Below are 18,326 nucleotides of genomic sequence, written 5' to 3' on the forward strand. Positions count from 1 at the left end.
GGTGCCATCCCAGGCTGGGGACGGAGCTGACCGGTTTTGTGATGTGTCCGGCCGGAACTGTTGCTGTCATTATCGGACCTTTCTGTTCCTCAAGCCCAGGTTCTCGTGGACGAGAGGGTAAGGGGAGGGCTTAACTACAGGGACTTGACCTGCGCAAGAACAGGTATCAACCCATAGAAAGGTGCAAGTAAATTGGGTTACGGTTCTTGTTGCGCAGGGGTTGCCGTATCTCATGAAACCAACGACAACCCCTGTTCATCGAAGTTAGACGTTCCGGCGGCGGCAGTCATGATACCGAAAGCCAAAATTATGAGCGCTTTTTGTGTGATTCCTAGGACTCCCAGTGGGAACTGTTGATTTCAAAGGCAGAGGTTATGGATCGTAACTACCGGGAAGGGACGCCAACCTTGGTACGGCTCTCTTCCAGAAAAGCAGCTGGAATCGCACTTGACAGTAGGGTTCAGTCGGATTTGGACGAGTAGGACGGCCAGGCTTGAAACGCGAGCCAGAAGGCCGAAAAATCCGCTGAAGAAGCGATGTCTCGCCCTGTGACCTCTTTGATTCTGGTCAATCTGTAAGACAAGGTTTGACGGTGGATTCCGAGAGCGGCTGCCGTTTCATTCCAGCTGCGGTCGTGGGCAAGGAAGGCGAAAAGTGTTTCACGCAGAGCAGTCGATTTAGGATCTGCAGCCGCAAGCCCACCCAGCACTTGTTGAACAATGGCGCAAGCTTCCTTTTTGGAACGAGTAAGCAGCGATACAGGGACTCCGACGAAATCGGTCCATTGGTCGTTCGTCCCACCGGATGAAAAAACCTTTGCGGCCTCATCGGCAGCTGCTTTAGCATCCCGCAGGTCAAGGTAAGTTGACGATGCTCCGGCCCGGATGTCGAGGCGGCGGAGCAGCTGCCTGACCTCATTTCGGCTCTGCTCGGGCATTAGGACAAAAAACGAATTGCCTCCGGAGCCAGCCAGGATTGGCAGTGACTTGATGGAGGCGGCTCGGGCGACCTTGTTGCCGTCCTCTGCTGCCACTGCAACAAATTGATATCCCAGTGAAGTGCCGCCCGGGCCAAGCAGGGTCTCCAAGCCTTCCGGGCTCCGCCCTTCCAGGACGGACGCTAGCATTTGCGCGGAGCGTTCCGCACGGCGTCGAAGAGTCCTTAAAAGTTGACTCAAGGCGACATCCACCACTTGCAGGACGTGGATTAGCAGGAAACTGCTGACCTCCTCCCCGGGGTATTCCAAAATCATGAGCCGGGAGTCATTGTCCCCCGGGAGCGCATAGGTGCGTTCACGTGCCAAAGAGAGCATGGATTCCAGCGGTGTGCCCTCCACAATTGGGAGCCCTGTTTGCTCATCCAAGACTCTGAGCCCAGCCCTAAGAAGCGCCTGCAAATCATTCATCATCCGTACCGGATCAGTACGGGCGTAGGTGGACAACTGGTAGAGCTTGCTGAGCTTGAGTACTTGCATGGTTTGGGTAGTGGCCGTAGCAGCAGCAACTGTTCGCCCGATTGCGGCGAAGGGAGTGGCATCGTTCGTAAGAAGCACAGGAAAGGAGCGTTTCTCTGCTTCTTCGTATAGTTCCTGCGTGAGAGGGGGAAGACTTGGGTGATCCCCGAAGGCAACACCGGCAAGGCCGGCCTCGTCAAGCTTGCCAATAAAAGTCCGTTGTTCCTCGGCACTTCGTGGAACGCACAAACCCACGGTCATCAGTAACTCATGCGGACCGAGCCAGCGGTCGGGGTCACTCAACTCACAGCTATGCGCCCAGAGAACTTGCCGGTCAAGGCCGCCCGCGCCGGCAATTACCTTCGTACCCAGACTTTGGGCAGTAACAAGATCCCTGACCGTCAGCATTTGCTGTTCCATACGTGCATCTTAGTACTGGTGGATGAGGGAAGAATTAGTACTAAAGAACGAAGGCAGCCCACAATTTGTTCACTAGCCCAATTTCGGACCCCGGGAGCGGCTGCGTAATGTGTGGCCTTTGTAAGGGGAGTTAACGAATGACTTCGGCGGATCGACTCCCCTCATGGCTCGACTCCCAAAGCTGTGCTGAACGGTTCTGAGCCCCCCCTGGGAGCACCCTAGCGAGGACGTGACGCTTCTTTAAGCGATCCCTGCGTATCGATCGTCGAGGTTGACCGGCGGCTTCACTTGGTTTCTCCGTGAGGCGGGAGGGCGGTGCTCTCATTCGTGCGAGAACAGCAAGACTCAACCCCTTCTGGATAGCATCCTGCCGAAAGGCTGGGCCAGTTGGTGAGGCGCTGAAAAAATACCGGCGAACGACTCGGGCTGAACAAACAGATCAGTCGTGAACCAACCGCGTCGAAGTCACTATCGAGTAGGTGTAAGGACGCATCTTCTCACCCGCTGCCTTAACAAGGTTCTAAAGAAAATTACACTTACGCGTCGTAGCCGCTCCGTGGCCTCGACTCACCTGAAAGGCGTACAGCTTTGCAAACTTCTTGTGAAAACGCAGGAGCATCAGCAGGCGGTGGTTACGGCCCACCGACTCAAGATACAGCCCACGCAGATCTGCAGTTAGGGCACCTTACCGGCTCGCAGGTGATGGGACTTTCAATATCGTCCTTCATCCCCGCTGTCGGTCTTTCAGCAGTGCCAGCGTTTCTCGCCTCTTACACAGGGCGTTCCTCGTGGTTAGCGATGGCCGCTTCCGTCGTGGCTTTCACAATCATCGGGCTTTTTATCACCGTGTTCGCGCGACGGTATATCGGGACGGGGTCTCTCTATTCGTATATTCGCCACGTGTTCGGCTCGTGGAGTCCGCTCATTATCGCGGCAGCCATGGTGCCCGGTTACATAGTTGTAGTTATGGTTCTGGTCGTATCGCTGGGCCTGTATATCGGAAGTTTCCTCATGTCCGTGGGCCTGCCTAGCGCAGCAGGACCGGACACTCAGTTGGTTATCTATGTCCTGGCCGCGCTGGTGGCCATGGGTATCGCCTATCGTGGCTTGGATGTGTCCGTCCGGGCCAGCGTAATCCTCACAGTCGTTTCCGTACCGGTCATGTTGACTATCACCGTAGCAACCGCCTTCGCAGGAAATATCGATTTGCTGGGGCAAGCTAGCCTCAGCGATTTCACCTTCAACAGTTTCCTCCAAGGTTTAGCAATAGGTTCGACATTCTTCATCGGCTTCGAAAGCAGCGCAGCCCTTGGCGCTGAAACCCGAAACCCGACCCGCGCTATTCCTCGGGCGATCATGGTGGTTCCCCTCGTCCTCGGCACGGCCTTCCTTGCTGCCACAGTGATCCAGGTACCCACCCTTGTCGATTCCGCTGATCAACTTGCCCTTGGTGTCTCACCGAATGCGGTACTAGCTGAAGCAGCAGGGGTAGGCCTTTTGTCGAACATCAGTGACCTGGTACTTGCCGCTGCCGTCTTCGCCAGCCTCATCGGCTTCTTCAACTACGGATCGCGAGTTGTTGTCAGTGCTGCTTCAGACGGGCTCCTACCTTCTGCATTAACCAGGGTCAGCAAGCGCCACAAGAGTCCAGTGGCGGCTATTGGCTTCCTTGGAATTCCTTCGCTTGTTGGTCCCCCAGTGATGCTATGGCTAACATCAGCCGCGCCGCTGGAAATATATGGTTATATCGCTACGTTGTTGGTCTACTTCTGGGTAATTCCATACTTCCTCATCTGCATCGGCGGTGCGGTGTTGTTGAACCGCACCGGCCCTAGGAAGTCCGTTCTGGTCAACATTGGAGCTGTCCTGGCATCGGCTACTGTCCTTTGGCTTTACGTCAATGGAATCTTGTACCCCGTGGCGGGGCCGCTGAGCGCACTGCCTTATGTAATGATCGGGACGGTTGCCGTGTTCCTCATCGGCTTTGTGGCGTCCGTCCGGATTAAGAGGAAGACTGCGGTTTCCACGTAGGGGCCTCATTTGCACTACTAACTGCAGGCAGGCCACGGCGCTTTGCTTCAACTGCGGCGACGGGCAGCACTCTCCGAAATTGCCCCAAAGCCTAGAGGCTCCCGTCCAGTCCCCCTGGGCGGGAGCCTTTTCATTGCAACATCGCTCGTGATTCATATGGGCGGTGTACGGAGGCCTGCGATCTGCCGCATGGTCGATTACGTCTCAGAATCCGTCTTGACAGTTGCGCCACGCAATCCGCCACGGATGTAGAAGCCTTCATGAATCCGGCAGCCCGACCAACCTGGGCTGGCACGAGCGGTTTTATGGAAGCAGTTGCTATTCGGTCATTCCGCGCCATAGACGGTCGCGCGTCGTGCCCTCCCTGTTTGGGGAAGCCGACTGCCAACGATTTCAGGAGAACAGCACAAGGTGACTCGGTTTGGTGCCTGTGAGCATTTGGGCCAAGCCGGCTCCTTCGACCAGGTAATCGCGTGGCTCTGGCAGGCGGTGACGCCAGGTGTCAGCTGTGGGGCGCTAGTCTCGGTGTAGCGGGGCGACGGCAGCACGGCTCGCCAAGGGCCCCTATGCGCGTCGCCGACACCGGCGCAGTGTGGGCGTGACTAGGCATACGGTGAGGCCAGCACCCACACGTGCACAGAAAGCTCCCGCTTTCTCAGTTGTCAGCCTTCTGGAGTATGAAAACTATGATCTTTTCATACAAATACTGCATGGTCGCGCCGAATTTTGGGCCGTATGGTCGAGGCAGGATGCAGGTGCAGATGGCAGGGCTAAGCCTAGTTTTAGGCACTGTCCAAACCGTCCCTCCCCGCACGGGCACCCCAACGAACTAAATCTCCCAATAGGAGTCCTATGGAAAACGCCCAATTCCGCCAAGTAATTCTTTCACTCAGTTGCAGAGACAGGATTGGAATCGTTCATGCTGTCTCTGGGTTCCTGGTATCCCACGGCTGCAATATTCTTGCCAGTCAGCAGTTCGACGACAACGCAGAAGACAGATTCTTCATGCGCGTGCAGGTGTCCTGCCCAGCGGCCCTATCCGTTGGCGACCTGAAAAAAGCTTTTCTCGCTCTGGCCTCCACATTCGAGATGGAGTGGACGCTGGTTGATGCCGCCGATCGGCCCAAGGTTGCATTGCTCGTTTCCAAAGCTGAGCATTGCCTCAACGACTTACTCTTCCGTTGGCGCTCCGGACAACTTAAGGTGGATTTTCCGTTCATCGCCTCAAACCATACAACTCTCCAGCAAGTTGCAGACGCTCATGGCATCCCGTTCTTCCACATTCCAGTGACACCGGAAACCAAGCAAGAAGCAGAGGAAAAGCTCCTGGCTCTCCTGGCAGAACATCACGTGGATCTAACCGTTTTAGCCCGGTATATGCAGGTGCTCAGCGACGACCTTTGCCGCGAACTTTTCGGCAAGGCCATCAATATCCACCATTCATTTCTTCCCGGATTTAAGGGCGCCAAGCCCTACCACCAAGCATTTGACCGCGGGGTAAAGCTCGTCGGGGCGACGGCACACTATGTCACGGCCGAACTGGACGAGGGACCCATCATTGAGCAGGAAGTCCTCCGCGTCGGACATGAATACAGCCCAGCTCAACTAGCAGTGACAGGTCAGGACGCAGAGCGACTAGCACTGTCCCGGGCTGTTCAGTGGCACGCCGAACAGCGAATCCTCCTAAACGGCCACCGCACCGTCGTTTTCAAATAAGCACAACCATCCCGTGCCTGGGTCGTGCACTGACCTGAGCAGAAAAGAGGCCCCTAATGGACAGGCTTGTCGACCGCACAATCAGCGCGACGATGTTTACGGATACTTCTCACGACCCAATGCCGACGCACGTGCGGACAGTTGTGGTCGGTGGGGGAATCATAGGTGCAAGTATTGCCTATCATCTTGCAGCTGCAGGTGAGAACGACACTCTGCTCTTGGAAAGCAATGTCCTGGGCAGCGGCACGTCTTGGCATGCGGCAGGACTGGTCACAGGAGCCCGCGGCACCACGACTATGACGAAACTGGCCAAGTACGGTTTGGACTTTTACAGCCAGCTCGAGCAGATGTCAGGTCTGGACGTTTCATTTCAACGTTCCGGTTCCCTTAGCGTTGCGCGGACCGCTGGCCGCGTTGATGAGCTTCTATATGCAAAGGACGTGGCCGACCAGCAGGGGATACGGACTGAATGGCTGAGTCAGGACCGTTACGAGGAATTGTGGCCCCTGGCCTCCTCCTCAGGAGTCGCCGGAGCGCTCCTGCTACCTGACGATGGTCATATCAATCCCGGACACGCAACAGTGGCTCTCGCTAAACTCGCGTACGGCCTGGGGACCCAAATACGCGAAAACGTATCCGTCCAAAAAATCCTTCGCCAGGGTGATCTCGTCGTCGGCGTGCTCACGGACCAAGGAATCGTACACTGCGATCGATTGATTCTGGCATGCGGTTTGTGGACTCGGGATCTCGCGGCCACTGCCGATGTGAAGGTCCCCTTGTACGCTGCCGAACACATCCATGTCCGATCCGCAGAGATTGACGGGGCTGTCGCTGAACTGCCCGTATATCGGGACCTAGACAACAGCTACTACATCCGTCACGAGGCAGGGAGGCTCCTGGTCGGTGCATTTGAGCCTGACGGGCTTCCAAGGCCGCTTAAGGAAATCCCATCCAGCGGTTTCGCCGAGTTCGGGCCGGAATGGGAACACTTCGCTCCGATTAGAGCCAAGGCCGAAGCGGTAGTGCCGGCTCTTGCTTCAGCGGGATTCGATCGATTTCTGAATGCCCCGGAGAGCTTCACTCCGGATGCCAACTTTGCCGTGGGCGAAACCTCAGAACTTTCTAACCTCTTCGTCGCAGCGGGTTTCAACTCTCAGGGCATCATCTTTGCTCCCGGCATCGGCAAGGAGTTGGCCGAGTGGGTCATTTCAGGAACGCCCGGCTTTGACTCATCCTCGGTCGACGTACAGCGCTTCGCGGAACACCAAAACAATCGCAAGTATCTTAATGCACGAACCAAAGAGGGCCTGGGACGGCTGTACGCAATGCACTGGCCGAACCTCCAAATGGAGACGGGCCGCAACGTTCGTCGAACGCCCCTTCACGGGCGTCTGGCTGAGCTCGGTGCCTGCTTTGGTGAAGTAAACGGCGGCGAACGGGCGAACTGGTACGGGGACCCAGGAACGTCTCCCAATTATGACTACAGCTATGGACGTCCGACCTGGTTCGACCGCGTAGCCGAGGAGCATGAAGCGGCGCGTGAGGGTGTGGTCCTTTTCGATCTGAGTCCATTCGCGAAGTTCGAAGTTGCGGGCCCTGATGCCCTCGAAGTTTGTCAGATGGCAGCAACAGCAGACGTCGACGTTGAGACTGATAAAGCCGTCTATACGCTCTTCTTGAATGATCGAGCGGGAATCGAACTGGACGGAACCATCACTCGTCTCGGCCGTGACCGGTTCCTGATCGTTACGCCATCGTTCACGCAGCAAAAGACGGCCGCATACCTCAAACGAGTCGCACGGGGAAAAGCAGCCGCAGTGTTTGACTGCACGGCGGCTCTGGCAACCATCGGAGTCATGGGGCCCAAGAGCCGAGAACTTCTTAGCAGGGTTTCCCCAGAGGACTGGTCCGACGGGGCACAGAAATACACCCACGGACGCATGGTCGAAATTGCCGATGGCTATGCCTATAGTCTCCGCGTTAGCTTTGTTGGCGAATTAGGCTACGAGTTGTATCCGAGCGCCGATATAGCAGTGAACGTACTGGATGCGCTGTGGGAAGCAGGGCAGGATCTGGGAGTGAAAATGGCCGGCTATCACGCATTGGATTCACTGCGCAGCGAGAAGGGATTCAGGCACTTGGGCCACGATATCGGGCCTATCGATGATCCGTATTCGGCAGGCCTTCGTTTCACGATCTCCATGGACAAACCGGGAGGCTTCGTGGGCAGGGACGCCCTCCTGAAGCTCGATCCTGCAGCGCCTGACCATCGGACAGTGTATGTGGCCTTGGAAGATCCGGATCCAGTGTTCGTACATGACGAGACGGTCTACTGCAACGGCCTTCCCGTGGGACGCATGACGAGCGGCAGCTATGGCCACACCTTGGGACGAGCAGTCGGAATTGCCGCTATTGACCCTGGCGTAGACCTCTCGGGTGACTTTGAGGTCAAGTGTAAGGGACAGAATTACCCCGCGAAGGTCTCCCGGCGGCCGTTTTACGATCCCAAGGGCGAACGACTCCGCGGGTAGAGCCGCGTCCTTCAAAATCCCCTGAGATGAACTCAGATGTCGACAGGGCGGCTTATGGACAGCCGGAGTCTCACACGATCATTGAATGGAAGGCCCATGGCTAAGGACGCGATGCAAAAACCGGAGGGCCAATTGGCGAACACTGGCAAAATCCTTGACGGCAAGGCAACAGCTCTTGTCGTAAAAACTGATCTCGCAAGTCGCGTTGCAGCGTTAAAGGACCTTGGCAAGACGGTTGGGTTGGGTACAGTTCTCGTCGGCGATGATCCGGCAAGCCATTCATACGTGGCGGGGAAGCACAGAGATTGTGCTGAAGTGGGAATTGCATCCATTCGTAGGGATTTACCGTCCACAATTTCTCAAGGGGAATTGGAGAGCGTACTGGATGAGCTGAATGAAGATAGCCGAACCACAGGCTACATAGTTCAGCTGCCGTTGCCCCCGCACATCGACCAAAACGCTGTCTTGGAAAGGATAGCCCCTCAAAAAGATGCTGACGGTCTCCATCCGATCAACCTTGGAAGACTCGTACTGAACGTCAGCGGGGATCTTACTTCTCCTCTGCCCTGCACCCCTAACGCAATCGTGGAGCTGCTGACCAGACACGGGATCTCTCTCAATGGTTTGGAGGTGCTTGTCGTCGGTCGTGGAGTGACAGTTGGTAGGCCCCTGGGTCTGCTGCTAACACGGCGCGCGTGCAATGCAACTGTCACTTCAGCCCATACCGGATCCGTTGATCTGCCTAAGCTGCTTAAGCGTGCAGATGTTGTCGTGGCCGCAGCCGGGGTACCGGGTATGGTGCAAGGCAAAAACCTCAAACAGGGGTCAATCGTCTTAGACGTCGGAGTATCGCGGAACACTGATGCCAGCACCGGCAAGGCCGTCCTTAACGGAGACGTTGCTGCCGACACTTTGCGTGTTGCCTCCTGGATCTCGCCCAATCCCGGCGGAGTGGGTCCTATGACGCGGGCGATGCTCCTTGCCAACGTTGTTGAGGCGGCCGAACGGGACCTTCTTCTTAAATGAAATTTCGGAACGCGTGCGGGACGGTGGCGGTTCGGGCAGTTCGTTGCGAATCACGTTGGCGAAGCCGCGGAACGGATCAAGCGCCAAGGTTTTGATGCCTGCCGTAAATTCCCCTCCCTGTTCTTTGAGCCAGTCCGTGTAGGCCTTACCGGAACGGCCCGGAACAAGGTCCAGCAACTTGGCGTGGACCACACCTTGGGGTCGCGGACGTGATCCATGACCCTGGTGTCCATACCAGCGCCAGGTGGTCCGGTATGGGATCAGACGGGCTCGTCAACGCCGAGAGCGTCCACTCCTGTCAGCCTGCCGGCCGTTGTGATCCGCCGGGCGGCTTCTGCCTTGATGGCGTCCCAGGCAGTGTGCCAGGAGACGCGGAGCTGGTGGGCCAGGGCGGAGACCGAGGTGTCGAAACGCTGCAGGCCGTCGGCCGCCCATGTCACGGTCCTGGCAGTGAGTTCTGCCCGGGGCCAGGCCAACTCGTGCTCTTCGGTGAACGCGGTTCTTGGGCGATCCGGGTCCGGGCACCGCCAGACTCGCTTGGCCCGGAGCAGTCGCACCGGACGGCCGAAACACGGGTGTCATGGAGCCGGACGGTCGGCGGCCATGCCCGATCGCGACGATGCCGCAGTCCGGACTGCCACTGACAGTTTGTGCTGTCTCCACGCGCAGAACCAGGCCGGTCCCGGCCGCTGTGACAGAGCAGACGTGGATACCTTCCACATCAAGAAGGGCGTCGGCCCGCTCGCACCGCCCGGGCAGGAAGTAGCATTGGGCATAGCAGGGTCACTTTGTTATTTGGAAGCTTGGTCGCTGCCAATTCAAAGTTGCACCTGAGCTCTCGCCTCCGCACCATGCCGCAGCGTCATCAGAACACACTCCCGGCACTGGCGTCAGAGGTCCCAACCACGCTCATCTGTGAAGGACCAGTAATGTGCCCGGAGCGAGTAGTACTGTTTGGGCACCTTGATCAAGGCCAATGCTAGGCGTTGACACTTCCCGGGCCTGTCTCTGACCGTCCGTTCGTTGAGTGGCCCTTTATGGCGCTCAGGTGACAGGACTGGTTAAAGTGCCTATTCCCCCGAGGCTGATTTGAACGCGATCTCCCCGGCTAATAGCAGCGAATGTCCCCGGTGCACCCGTCATCACGATGTCGCCAGGCTCAAGAGCCGTCCAACGGGTGACGTATACGAGGCAGTCCAGCACGCTCGTGGGTAGGTTGAAGGACCCGGAGTCGGCTACAACTCGGCCGTTCACGCGGACAGTGATGCTGACTTTGTCAGGATCACTGATTTCTGTTTCAATCCAGGGTCCAAGAGGTGTGTAATTTACCCCGGCTTTGGCTTGGAAAAGTTTCTCGTCGACAAGTCCCTGGTCCGCGTTTGTGACATCGTTTGCAATCGTGTAACCCAGCACATAGTCCATCGCAGATTCGGCAGTTAATCCGACAGTGCTTTTGCGAATAACTACTGCCAGCTCCCCCTCAGCGTGTACTGCACCTGCGTCTTGAACCGGGTGAATATGATCACCCGGGTTCGCAAGCGTATGGACTGATTTGTGCCATGCCTGCACGGGGAGCGGATGTTTTTTCCCCGGGGGGTTGTGACTCATTCCAATGAGCACGGAGGGAAGAACGGGAACAAGTAGCTTCGCCCCTTCCGCAGGCGTAACTTGACCTGTAAAGGATATGACCTTGGCAAACGGGTCAGTCAGGTGGTGCCACTTGCCGTCCCGCAGCACTGCATGCTGAGGGCCTGCGTTCGTTTGTATCCTAGCGAGCCGCATTATCCACTCGTTCCGTCGGCCAGTGACGCCGGCAGTCGTTTAGTTCTCATACGGGTCGTTGATGCCGATGTACTGGGTGGTGGTGTATTCGGCGATGCCTTCGGTGCCGCCTTCGCGGCCGAGGCCGGATTGTTTGACGCCGCCGAAGGGGGCTGCGGCGTTGGAGATGATGCCCGCGTTGAACCCGACCATCCCGAACTCGACTTGTTCCGCTACGCGGAGGAGGCGGTTGAAGTCTCGGCTGTAGAGGTAGGCCGCCAGCCCGTATTCTGAAGCGTTGGCCAGTTCGATGGCGTCCTGTTCAGTGGTGAAAGTGGTGACCGGCGCGACAGGACCAAAAATTTCTTGGCTGAGGATCGCCGCATTGTTAGGGACATCGGCAAGGACAGTGGGCTGGTAGAAGTAGCCTGGCCCCTCCGCGGGGCCCCCACCGACCAAGGCGACGGCCCCGGCATCGATGGCAGCTTTGACGAGGGCGTGGACGTCGTCGCGGGCACCGTCGTCAATCAGCGGGCCGACCTGGGAAGTAAGGTCAGTGCCGCGGCCGGTGGTGAGGGCGCCCATCGCGCCTGCAAACTTCCGAGTGAATTCCTGAGCCACGGATTCGTGGACGAGGAACCGGTTTGCAGCGGTGCAGGCCTCACCCATATTCCGCATCTTCGCCGCCATGGCACCTTCTACAGCTTTGTCCAAATCTGCATCTTCAAACACGATAAACGGCGCGTTGCCGCCCAATTCCATTGAAGTCCGCAGGACATTTTGCGATGCCTCTGCCATAAGGCGCCTGCCGACGGGAGTGGACCCCGTGAACGAAAGTTTCCGCAGGCGCGAATCTTTCAGCAGCGGTCCAGATATCTCTGAAGCCGATGATGAAGAAACAACGTTCAAAACCCCGGCGGGAAGACCGGCCTCCATCATGGTTCGGGCGAAAAGTTGTGAAGTCAGGGGTGTCAGCTTGGCGGGCTTGAGAACCATCGTGCAGCCAGCGGCGATTGCGGGAGCAACCTTTCGCGTAGCCATCGCCAAGGGGAAATTCCACGGGGTTATCAGCAGGCATGGTCCTACGGGTTTGTGCTGGACCAGGATTTTGTTCTTGCCCTCGGGGGTGGTGAGATAACGGCCATAGTCCCGCACGGTTTCCTCGGAGAACCACCGCAGAAATTCAGCCCCGTAAGCGACCTCTCCCCGGGCTTCCGCGAGTGGCTTGCCCATTTCCAACGTCATCAACAGCGCGAAGTCCTCCGATCGTGCTGTTACTAAGTCAAAAGCACGGCGTAAAATCTCGGAGCGCACTCGGGGAGCGGTCCGCGCCCACGAGGCTTGCGCCTCGCAAGCTGCGTCCAAAGCGGCAACAGCATCCTCGCTAGTGGCGGAAGCCAGAGTGGTCAGGACCTCCCCGGTAGCAGGATCACGCACATCGAACGTGCCGCCGTCGGACGCGTCGAGCCACTGGCCGCCAATCAGCAAGCCCGTCGGCACAGACGCGAGCAGAGATGCTTCGCGCTCTTGGGGAGTGGTGGGCAGCACAGCTGATTCAACGGTCATTTGTAGTCCTCAAGAGATTGATTTGTAAGCGATGATTGCCCTGCGGGCACTGCACATGGCGCGGAGGGAGATTAATTCACGAAAGACGTGAGTCTGCGGCCAAGGTGCGCGGAGCGAGACAATCGGGGCCGCGTGCATAAAAAGGCCTTCACGCTCGGAGGTAACCAGTGAGCGTTAGATGTGCGGTAAATATCCAATGTTGTTTCTCCACAGATCCCGTTCGACGGTAGTCCTTGGCGTAATGTCCGTCGAAAGACGGACACTGAACGTTTTTTGATCATGACGCGTGACAACAATCCCGTGATTTGAAGTGTGGAGCGCGTGCACCATTGCCTCGTTGACCACGGCGCTGAGTCGTTCTTCCATCTCATATCGATGATCTACGGTGATGACCTTGTTGTAAGAGCCTATGTGCGCTGCCATGCCAAGGTTTCCTTCCGAAGCGGTTCGCGAGTTTCCGACCAGGCAATCTTTCAGACATGAGAGCGCTTCTTGTGGGATCTGTTGTTTCAGTATGAACTCGAGCAACAGTTCACGGCCCTACGCCTGTAGCAGTGAGTATGAAGCCGCGAAGGGTGGTCCGCAAACAGTTCTTGCGGATGACTTCGGTGCATATTTTGTACTTGAGTCTGAATTATGTCTTCCCTGCGCCTGTAAGAACTGTCTGCAGGACAACCGTATTCTTTTGTCTTTAAGCTCCGCGGCCGCTCTTGTCCCTAGAGGTTTCGTGCCAGGACTACGCAAGAACTGTCCAAGAGTACAAAAACGGCAGTTATTTCTCGCTTTCGCACGATTTTCACGGTGAACCAAGCGGCCTAGCCTGAGGTGGAAGCAGCAGATGCAATCTGTCTGCGCCCCTGAACAAACGAAAAGGAGATGGCTGTATGGGCCGCATAGGGATTCTTGGTGCCGGCCTGGCTGGGCTGGCAGCTGCTACAAAACTTGCCGAAGCCGGAGAGCACGTCACAGTATTCGAAGCCCGCGACCGCCCCGGCGGTCGGGTGTGGTCCGAAACGCTTGACACGTCAACCGGCTGTTATGTCATAGAACGAGGTGCGGAATTCGTTCTTGACGGCTATACCTCAATGCGACGGTTGCTTTCCCAGTTCGGGCTTCGCTTGGTTGATACTGGCATGAGCTACTACGTTCGTGAGCCCGGCGACGTGCCTGACATCACTTGTGATGACATTATTCGTACCGGGCGGGAAGCGCTGCAACTAGCCAGTAGCAGCGGCCTCCAAGGGACCGCCGAAGCGCTGCTGGCCGACCTGCCCGACGAGCCGGAACTAGTGGACGCCCTTCGTGCCCGCATAGAGATCTCGACGGCGGTGAGCGCATCAGAGGTTACGGCGAAATCCTTGCAGCATATTGCATCGTTCGAACCCAAACCCAGCTGGCGAGTGGCTGGCGGCAATCAGCAGCTGCCCGACGCCATGGCAGGTGCACTTGGGGATGCAGTCCGCTATGGCGAAACCGTGAAAGCGGTTGAGAACATTAGTGACGGGGGCGTTCTCGTCACCACTGATGGCGGCACTTCGGTTTTTGATGCCGTAGTTGTCGCTCTTCCACTGGCCGTAGTCCGCCACCCCCAGGTGACACTGCCCACGAACGAAGCGCGCGACTCAGCCTTGAAGTACGTTCTTCAAGGTCATGCTGCAAAACTGCACCTCCCTTTGGAAACTCAGCCCACCACAAGTGCTGTCATGTCGGTGGAAGGCCGCTACTGGACTTGGACGGCCACTGATGAATCGGGGGGAGTGGTCCCAGTCCTAAACGCCTTTATGGGTTCCTCATCAGCAATATCCCGCGCCAACCTTACGCAACACCCGGAGGAGTGGGTTGCTAAGGCGCGAGCACTCCGGTCCGATCTCACCATCCCAGAGGACGCTTCCGCGCTGACCACTATATGGTCTCAAGATCCGCTGGCTGGTGGGGCATATGCCGCCCACGCCCCAGGTGTAACGGCCGCTGGAACGGCTCTCTTGGAGAAACCGGTTGGAGATGTTTTCTGGGCCGGCGAATATAGCGAACCGGAATTTGTTGGCCTAATGGAAGGAGCTATACGCAGCGGCGAGCGGGCAGCAGGACGTATCATTCAGCGCCTTCAAGCACGTTCGCGCAACTCAGATTCCGAAAGAACCAAAGCATGAGCACCGTACTTAACGCTTCTTCAGCGCACTGGCCAAAACCGGTCCCGGTTGCTTCCGAACGAATCATCCAGGGGACACCCGCCGCGAGCACTGTCGTGTTATTCACCGATGACAAAACGGAACTTGGGTTGTGGCGGGTCAGCCCTGGTGAGTTCACCACCGTCCATCAGGGATACGAGGAATTTATAAGCGTTCTCGAAGGAGAAGGCCAACTGACTCATGATGACGGCTCGCTGATCACGCTCAAACCCGGAACAGTCCTAATTCTTGAAAACGGTTGGAGCGGTCGATGGAGCATCGACAGCACTCTTGTTAAGTCCTATGCCACAGTTCGAGTGTGAACCAGCAAACGGGCAAGCACGCATCCCGGAAGGCTTTTACACCCGGGCCAAAGCGAAAGACGTTTACATCCATCGTTCTACAGAAGGTCTAGACGTGAACAAGCACTCGTCACACCCGTTCAGTCCCAGGTTTTGCCCCATGCGGTCAACCGAGCATCGCGCGCTTTACTTCCGAGATCGGCTGTTCGCGGCCGGCTGCATGTCCGCGGAGAAATCCAGCGACGCGGACCTTCCTGCGTCACTCTCGTGGACGCCCGCTGCAAATCGCAGTCCGGAAGTGCACGATCTTCTTCCCTGGCTCGGGTGGGTCACCGAATAAACCGGCCTCCGGACAAGTCTGGTCACAGTCTCCGCATATAACTAAAGCTTGCCCAGGATGACCTCGAGTTCAACGAAATCCCCATCAAGAATCTCCCGCTCTATAGCTATGACTACGACGCCGATTTCTCCCCGGAATGCCTGGCGCTGAAGCGTGCTATCGAAGCATCCGACGGTATGCCGGGGGTCATATATTGCCAGTGGTGCGTACAGGCGAGGACTGCGATGTCGCCTCGACATGCACGAATACATATGTTAGCGGCCATGAAAAACTGCCCATAGGCGGCCACGAAAATGCCCACTGACGGCCAGTAGAACTGCCCATCGGTGACCATGAGATCTGCCCACTTCCTCAACTGAACCTGCCGCGTCTTCAGCGGCGGGGGCCTCTCCCCGGGATTTGATGACGGTGTCTAGTCGCACCAAATGTCGTCCCAGGAAGAGGCCCTGTATGAAGCATGACGGAGAAATCATGGAAATTCTTGCTGCCTATGATCTGACCGGATCGTTGCGCGCCACCGCGGAGCTCACGGGCTGCTCGCACCACACTGTAGCCAGGCACGTCGCCGCGCGGGACGCCGGCCGGCCAATTGCAGAACCGGCGCCCCGGCCCAGGGTCACGGACGCTTACCTGCCTAAGATCGAGGAATGGGTAGAGGCGTCCAAGGGCCGGATCCGCGCCGACAAGGCCCACGAAAAGCTGCTCGCCCTAGGCTATGAGGGGTCCGAGCGGTCTACGCGCCGGGCGATCGCGCAGGTCAAGGCCGCGTGGCGGCTCGGACACACCCGTGTGCACCGGCCGTGGATCACCGAGCCTGGGATGTGGCTGCAGTACGACTTCGGCGACGGGCCACGGATCGGCGGCGTAAAAACCATTCTGTTCGTTGCCTGGCTGGCGTTCTCAAGGTTCCGGATCGTGATCCCGTTGCGGGACCGGACCGCGCCGAGCGTGTTCGCAGCCCTCGACCGGTGCTTCCGGATCCTGGGCGGGGCACCAACGTATGTCCTGACCGATAACGAGAAAACCGTGACAACGGCCCATGTCGCAGGGGTTCCGGTGCGGAACCAGCAGACCCTGGACTTCGCCCGGCACTACGGGGTCACCGTGCTGACCTGCCAGCCCGCGGACCCTGCAACGAAAGGCGGAGTCGAAGCGTCGGTGAAACTGGCCAAAGCCGACCTCGTGCCCACCGACACGAACCTGAGGCCCGGTTACGCTTCCTTTGCCGAGCTGGAGGCCGCCTGCGAGGCGTTCATGGACGAGGTCAACAACCGCGAACACCGGGCCACCCGACGTAAACCCGCAATGGTTTTGGCGGAGGAAGCGGCCCGGCTGCACCGGATCCCGGAGACCGCGCACACGGTCGCGTTCGGGCTGGCCCGTATAGTCCCGGAGAACACCCCGATGGTCTCCTTCGAGAACGCCCAGTACTCGGTGCCGTCGCATTTGCTCGGCGCGAAGGTGTTCGTCCGCTCCCACGGCACCGGCCCTGACGAACAGGTCATCATCGTCCACCACGGCCCGACCGGCCCGGTCGAAGTCGCCCGCCACGGCCGGGCAAGGCCCGGCAGTCCCGCGGTCATCGAGGAGCACTTCCCAGGGACCAGTACCAGAACCCCGGGCGACTACGCCGTGAAGGCACGCACCGCCGGTGAAGCCGAGTTCCTGGCCATCGGCGCCGGCGCCAAGACCTGGCTCGTGGAAGCCGCGGCTGCAGGAACAGGCCGGATGAACATGAAAATGGCCGAGGCCGTGACCCTGGCCAAGATCGCCGGGACCGAGTCCGTGGACCGTGCCCTGGGAGACGCCGCGCTGCACGGCCGGTTCGCCCACGGCGACCTGCCCTCCATCCTGAACGCGAACATCCGCCGCACCACCACCCACGCCGCTAACGAAACCAGGTCCCTCACCCAAGGCACCAGCGCCTGGGCAGGCCTCGGCGCCGAGCCGTCCAGCGCCCCCGCAAAGGAGCAGAGCCGATGAGCCCGGTCACCACCACGAACACCACCGCCCCGGCCCTGCCGGCCGACCTGGAAGCACTGATGCGGCAACTGAAAATGCCCCACGCCCGGGCACTGGCACCGGAACTCATCGCGACCGCCCGCGCCCAGCGCTGGGAACCAACCGAGATCATCAAGGCACTGTTCACCGAAGAAGCCGCAGGCCGGGCCCGGTCCATGCTCGCCACCCGACGCAAGGCGGCAGGCTTCCCGACCGGCAAAACCTTCGACGCCTGGGACCCCGCGGCCTCGTCGATCCCGGCGCCGACCCAGCAAGCGCTCCGGACGCTGGAATGGATCACCCGACGCGAGAACCTGGTCGTCTGCGGGCCCTCCGGCACCGGGAAAACGTTCTTCCTCGAAGCCCTCGGCCAGCAAGCCGTCGAAGCAGGCATGCGCGTGGCCTGGTTCAGACTCGAAGACCTCGGCGCCCTCATCCGCGCACACCGCACCGACGACAGCGTCACCAAAGCCGTCGCCCGGATACTGCGCGCCGAACTCGTCGTAATCGATGACATCGGGCTCCTGCCGGTGGCCACCGACGCCGCCGAAGGCCTCTACAGGGTCGTGGACGCAGCCTACGAAAAACGCTCCGTCGCGATCTCCTCGAACCTGCACCCCGCCGGGTTCGACGAACTCATGCCCAAAACCCTCGCCACCGCCACCGTTGACCGGCGCCTGCACCACGCCCACGTCTGCCAAACCAGCGGCGACTCGATCCGCCTCACCCAGGCCCTCGCCGGAAAAGGAGTCACCCAACTGAACTAACACCACCCGACAATGGCCAACCCCGCCGAGAACCTTCAGTGGGCAGATCTGTTGGCCATCACCGGGCAGTTTTACTGGCCACCGGCGGGCACTTTAAATGGCCGCCCGTGGGCAGAAACTAATGGCCATTGACATACATACTTGCTCAGTTAGGCGTTAGTGCGGCCAACCTGGCGATCGGTGCTCACAAGGAAACTCCAAAGCAAGAAGCACCAAAACCTACACACATTCCTGCGGTATGTCG

12 protein-coding genes and 1 pseudogene are annotated in these 18,326 nt (G+C 58.6%); 9 read left to right on the forward strand and 4 right to left on the reverse strand.

Going from position 1 to position 18,326, the window contains the following annotated elements:
- Positions 1 to 460: 460 nt before the first annotated feature.
- Entirely contained in the window at positions 461 to 1,873 is a 1,413-nt protein-coding gene (pmfR, locus tag BACI349Y_RS02115; RefSeq protein ID WP_223917529.1) for a transcciptional activator PmfR, read from the reverse strand.
- A gap of 702 nt (positions 1,874 to 2,575) precedes the next feature.
- Here pmfR and BACI349Y_RS02120 point away from each other — a divergent pair.
- From BACI349Y_RS02120 to BACI349Y_RS02135, 4 genes are all read left to right on the forward strand, one after another.
- The gene (locus BACI349Y_RS02120) at positions 2,576 to 3,904 is read left to right on the forward strand and encodes an APC family permease (protein ID WP_159635063.1); all 1,329 of its coding nucleotides are present in this window, start codon (positions 2,576 to 2,578) and stop codon (positions 3,902 to 3,904) included.
- A gap of 852 nt (positions 3,905 to 4,756) precedes the next feature.
- Positions 4,757 to 5,620 (forward strand): formyltetrahydrofolate deformylase, encoded by an 864-nt coding sequence (purU, locus tag BACI349Y_RS02125; protein WP_159630031.1) that lies wholly within the window; start codon positions 4,757 to 4,759, stop codon positions 5,618 to 5,620.
- 56 nt (positions 5,621 to 5,676) lie between these two features.
- Positions 5,677 to 8,151 (forward strand): GcvT family protein, encoded by a 2,475-nt coding sequence (locus BACI349Y_RS02130; RefSeq protein ID WP_159630033.1) that lies wholly within the window; start codon positions 5,677 to 5,679, stop codon positions 8,149 to 8,151.
- A 96-nt stretch (positions 8,152 to 8,247) separates the two neighbouring features.
- Entirely contained in the window at positions 8,248 to 9,177 is a 930-nt protein-coding gene (locus tag BACI349Y_RS02135; protein ID WP_159630035.1) for a bifunctional methylenetetrahydrofolate dehydrogenase/methenyltetrahydrofolate cyclohydrolase, read from the forward strand.
- Positions 9,178 to 9,437: 260 nt separating this feature from the next.
- Here the strand turns inward: BACI349Y_RS02135 and BACI349Y_RS02140 are convergent, their stop codons facing one another.
- The 3 genes from BACI349Y_RS02140 to BACI349Y_RS02150 form a co-directional block, all read right to left on the reverse strand.
- Complete coding sequence (locus BACI349Y_RS02140) at positions 9,438 to 9,617, reverse strand: hypothetical protein (protein WP_159630039.1); 180 nt, start codon at positions 9,615 to 9,617, stop codon at positions 9,438 to 9,440.
- 604 nt (positions 9,618 to 10,221) lie between these two features.
- Positions 10,222 to 10,914: a fumarylacetoacetate hydrolase family protein gene (locus BACI349Y_RS02145; RefSeq protein WP_236560689.1), complete on the reverse strand. Its 693-nt coding sequence runs from the start codon at positions 10,912 to 10,914 to the stop codon at positions 10,222 to 10,224.
- A gap of 84 nt (positions 10,915 to 10,998) precedes the next feature.
- Positions 10,999 to 12,504 carry an NAD-dependent succinate-semialdehyde dehydrogenase gene (locus BACI349Y_RS02150; RefSeq protein ID WP_159630043.1) on the reverse strand — a complete coding sequence of 502 codons (1,506 nt, stop codon included), beginning with the start codon at positions 12,502 to 12,504 and terminating at the stop codon, positions 10,999 to 11,001.
- An 884-nt stretch (positions 12,505 to 13,388) separates the two neighbouring features.
- Here BACI349Y_RS02150 and BACI349Y_RS02160 point away from each other — a divergent pair.
- The 5 genes and pseudogenes from BACI349Y_RS02160 to istB all read left to right on the forward strand — a co-directional run bounded on the left by BACI349Y_RS02160 (position 13,389) and on the right by istB (position 18,082).
- Complete coding sequence (locus BACI349Y_RS02160) at positions 13,389 to 14,654, forward strand: flavin monoamine oxidase family protein (RefSeq protein WP_159630047.1); 1,266 nt, start codon at positions 13,389 to 13,391, stop codon at positions 14,652 to 14,654.
- Entirely contained in the window at positions 14,651 to 14,995 is a 345-nt protein-coding gene (locus BACI349Y_RS02165) for a cupin domain-containing protein (protein ID WP_159630049.1), read from the forward strand. The genes BACI349Y_RS02160 and BACI349Y_RS02165 overlap by 4 nt, the downstream gene beginning before the upstream one ends.
- A gap of 360 nt (positions 14,996 to 15,355) precedes the next feature.
- Positions 15,356 to 15,493 (forward strand): annotated as a pseudogene (locus BACI349Y_RS20490) (ACP phosphodiesterase); the annotation flags it as partial.
- 271 nt (positions 15,494 to 15,764) lie between these two features.
- On the forward strand, positions 15,765 to 17,297 hold the full coding sequence (gene istA, locus BACI349Y_RS02170; protein WP_223993174.1) for an IS21 family transposase: 1,533 nt from the start codon (positions 15,765 to 15,767) through the stop codon (positions 17,295 to 17,297).
- A complete protein-coding gene (gene istB / locus BACI349Y_RS02175; RefSeq protein ID WP_159630051.1) occupies positions 17,294 to 18,082 on the forward strand; it encodes an IS21-like element helper ATPase IstB in 789 nt (262 codons plus the stop codon). Before istA ends, istB begins: the two co-directional genes overlap by 4 nt.
- Positions 18,083 to 18,326 lie beyond the last annotated feature (244 nt).

The organism is Arthrobacter sp. 8AJ (assembly GCF_902506025.1).
Lineage (GTDB): Bacteria > Actinomycetota > Actinomycetes > Actinomycetales > Micrococcaceae > Arthrobacter.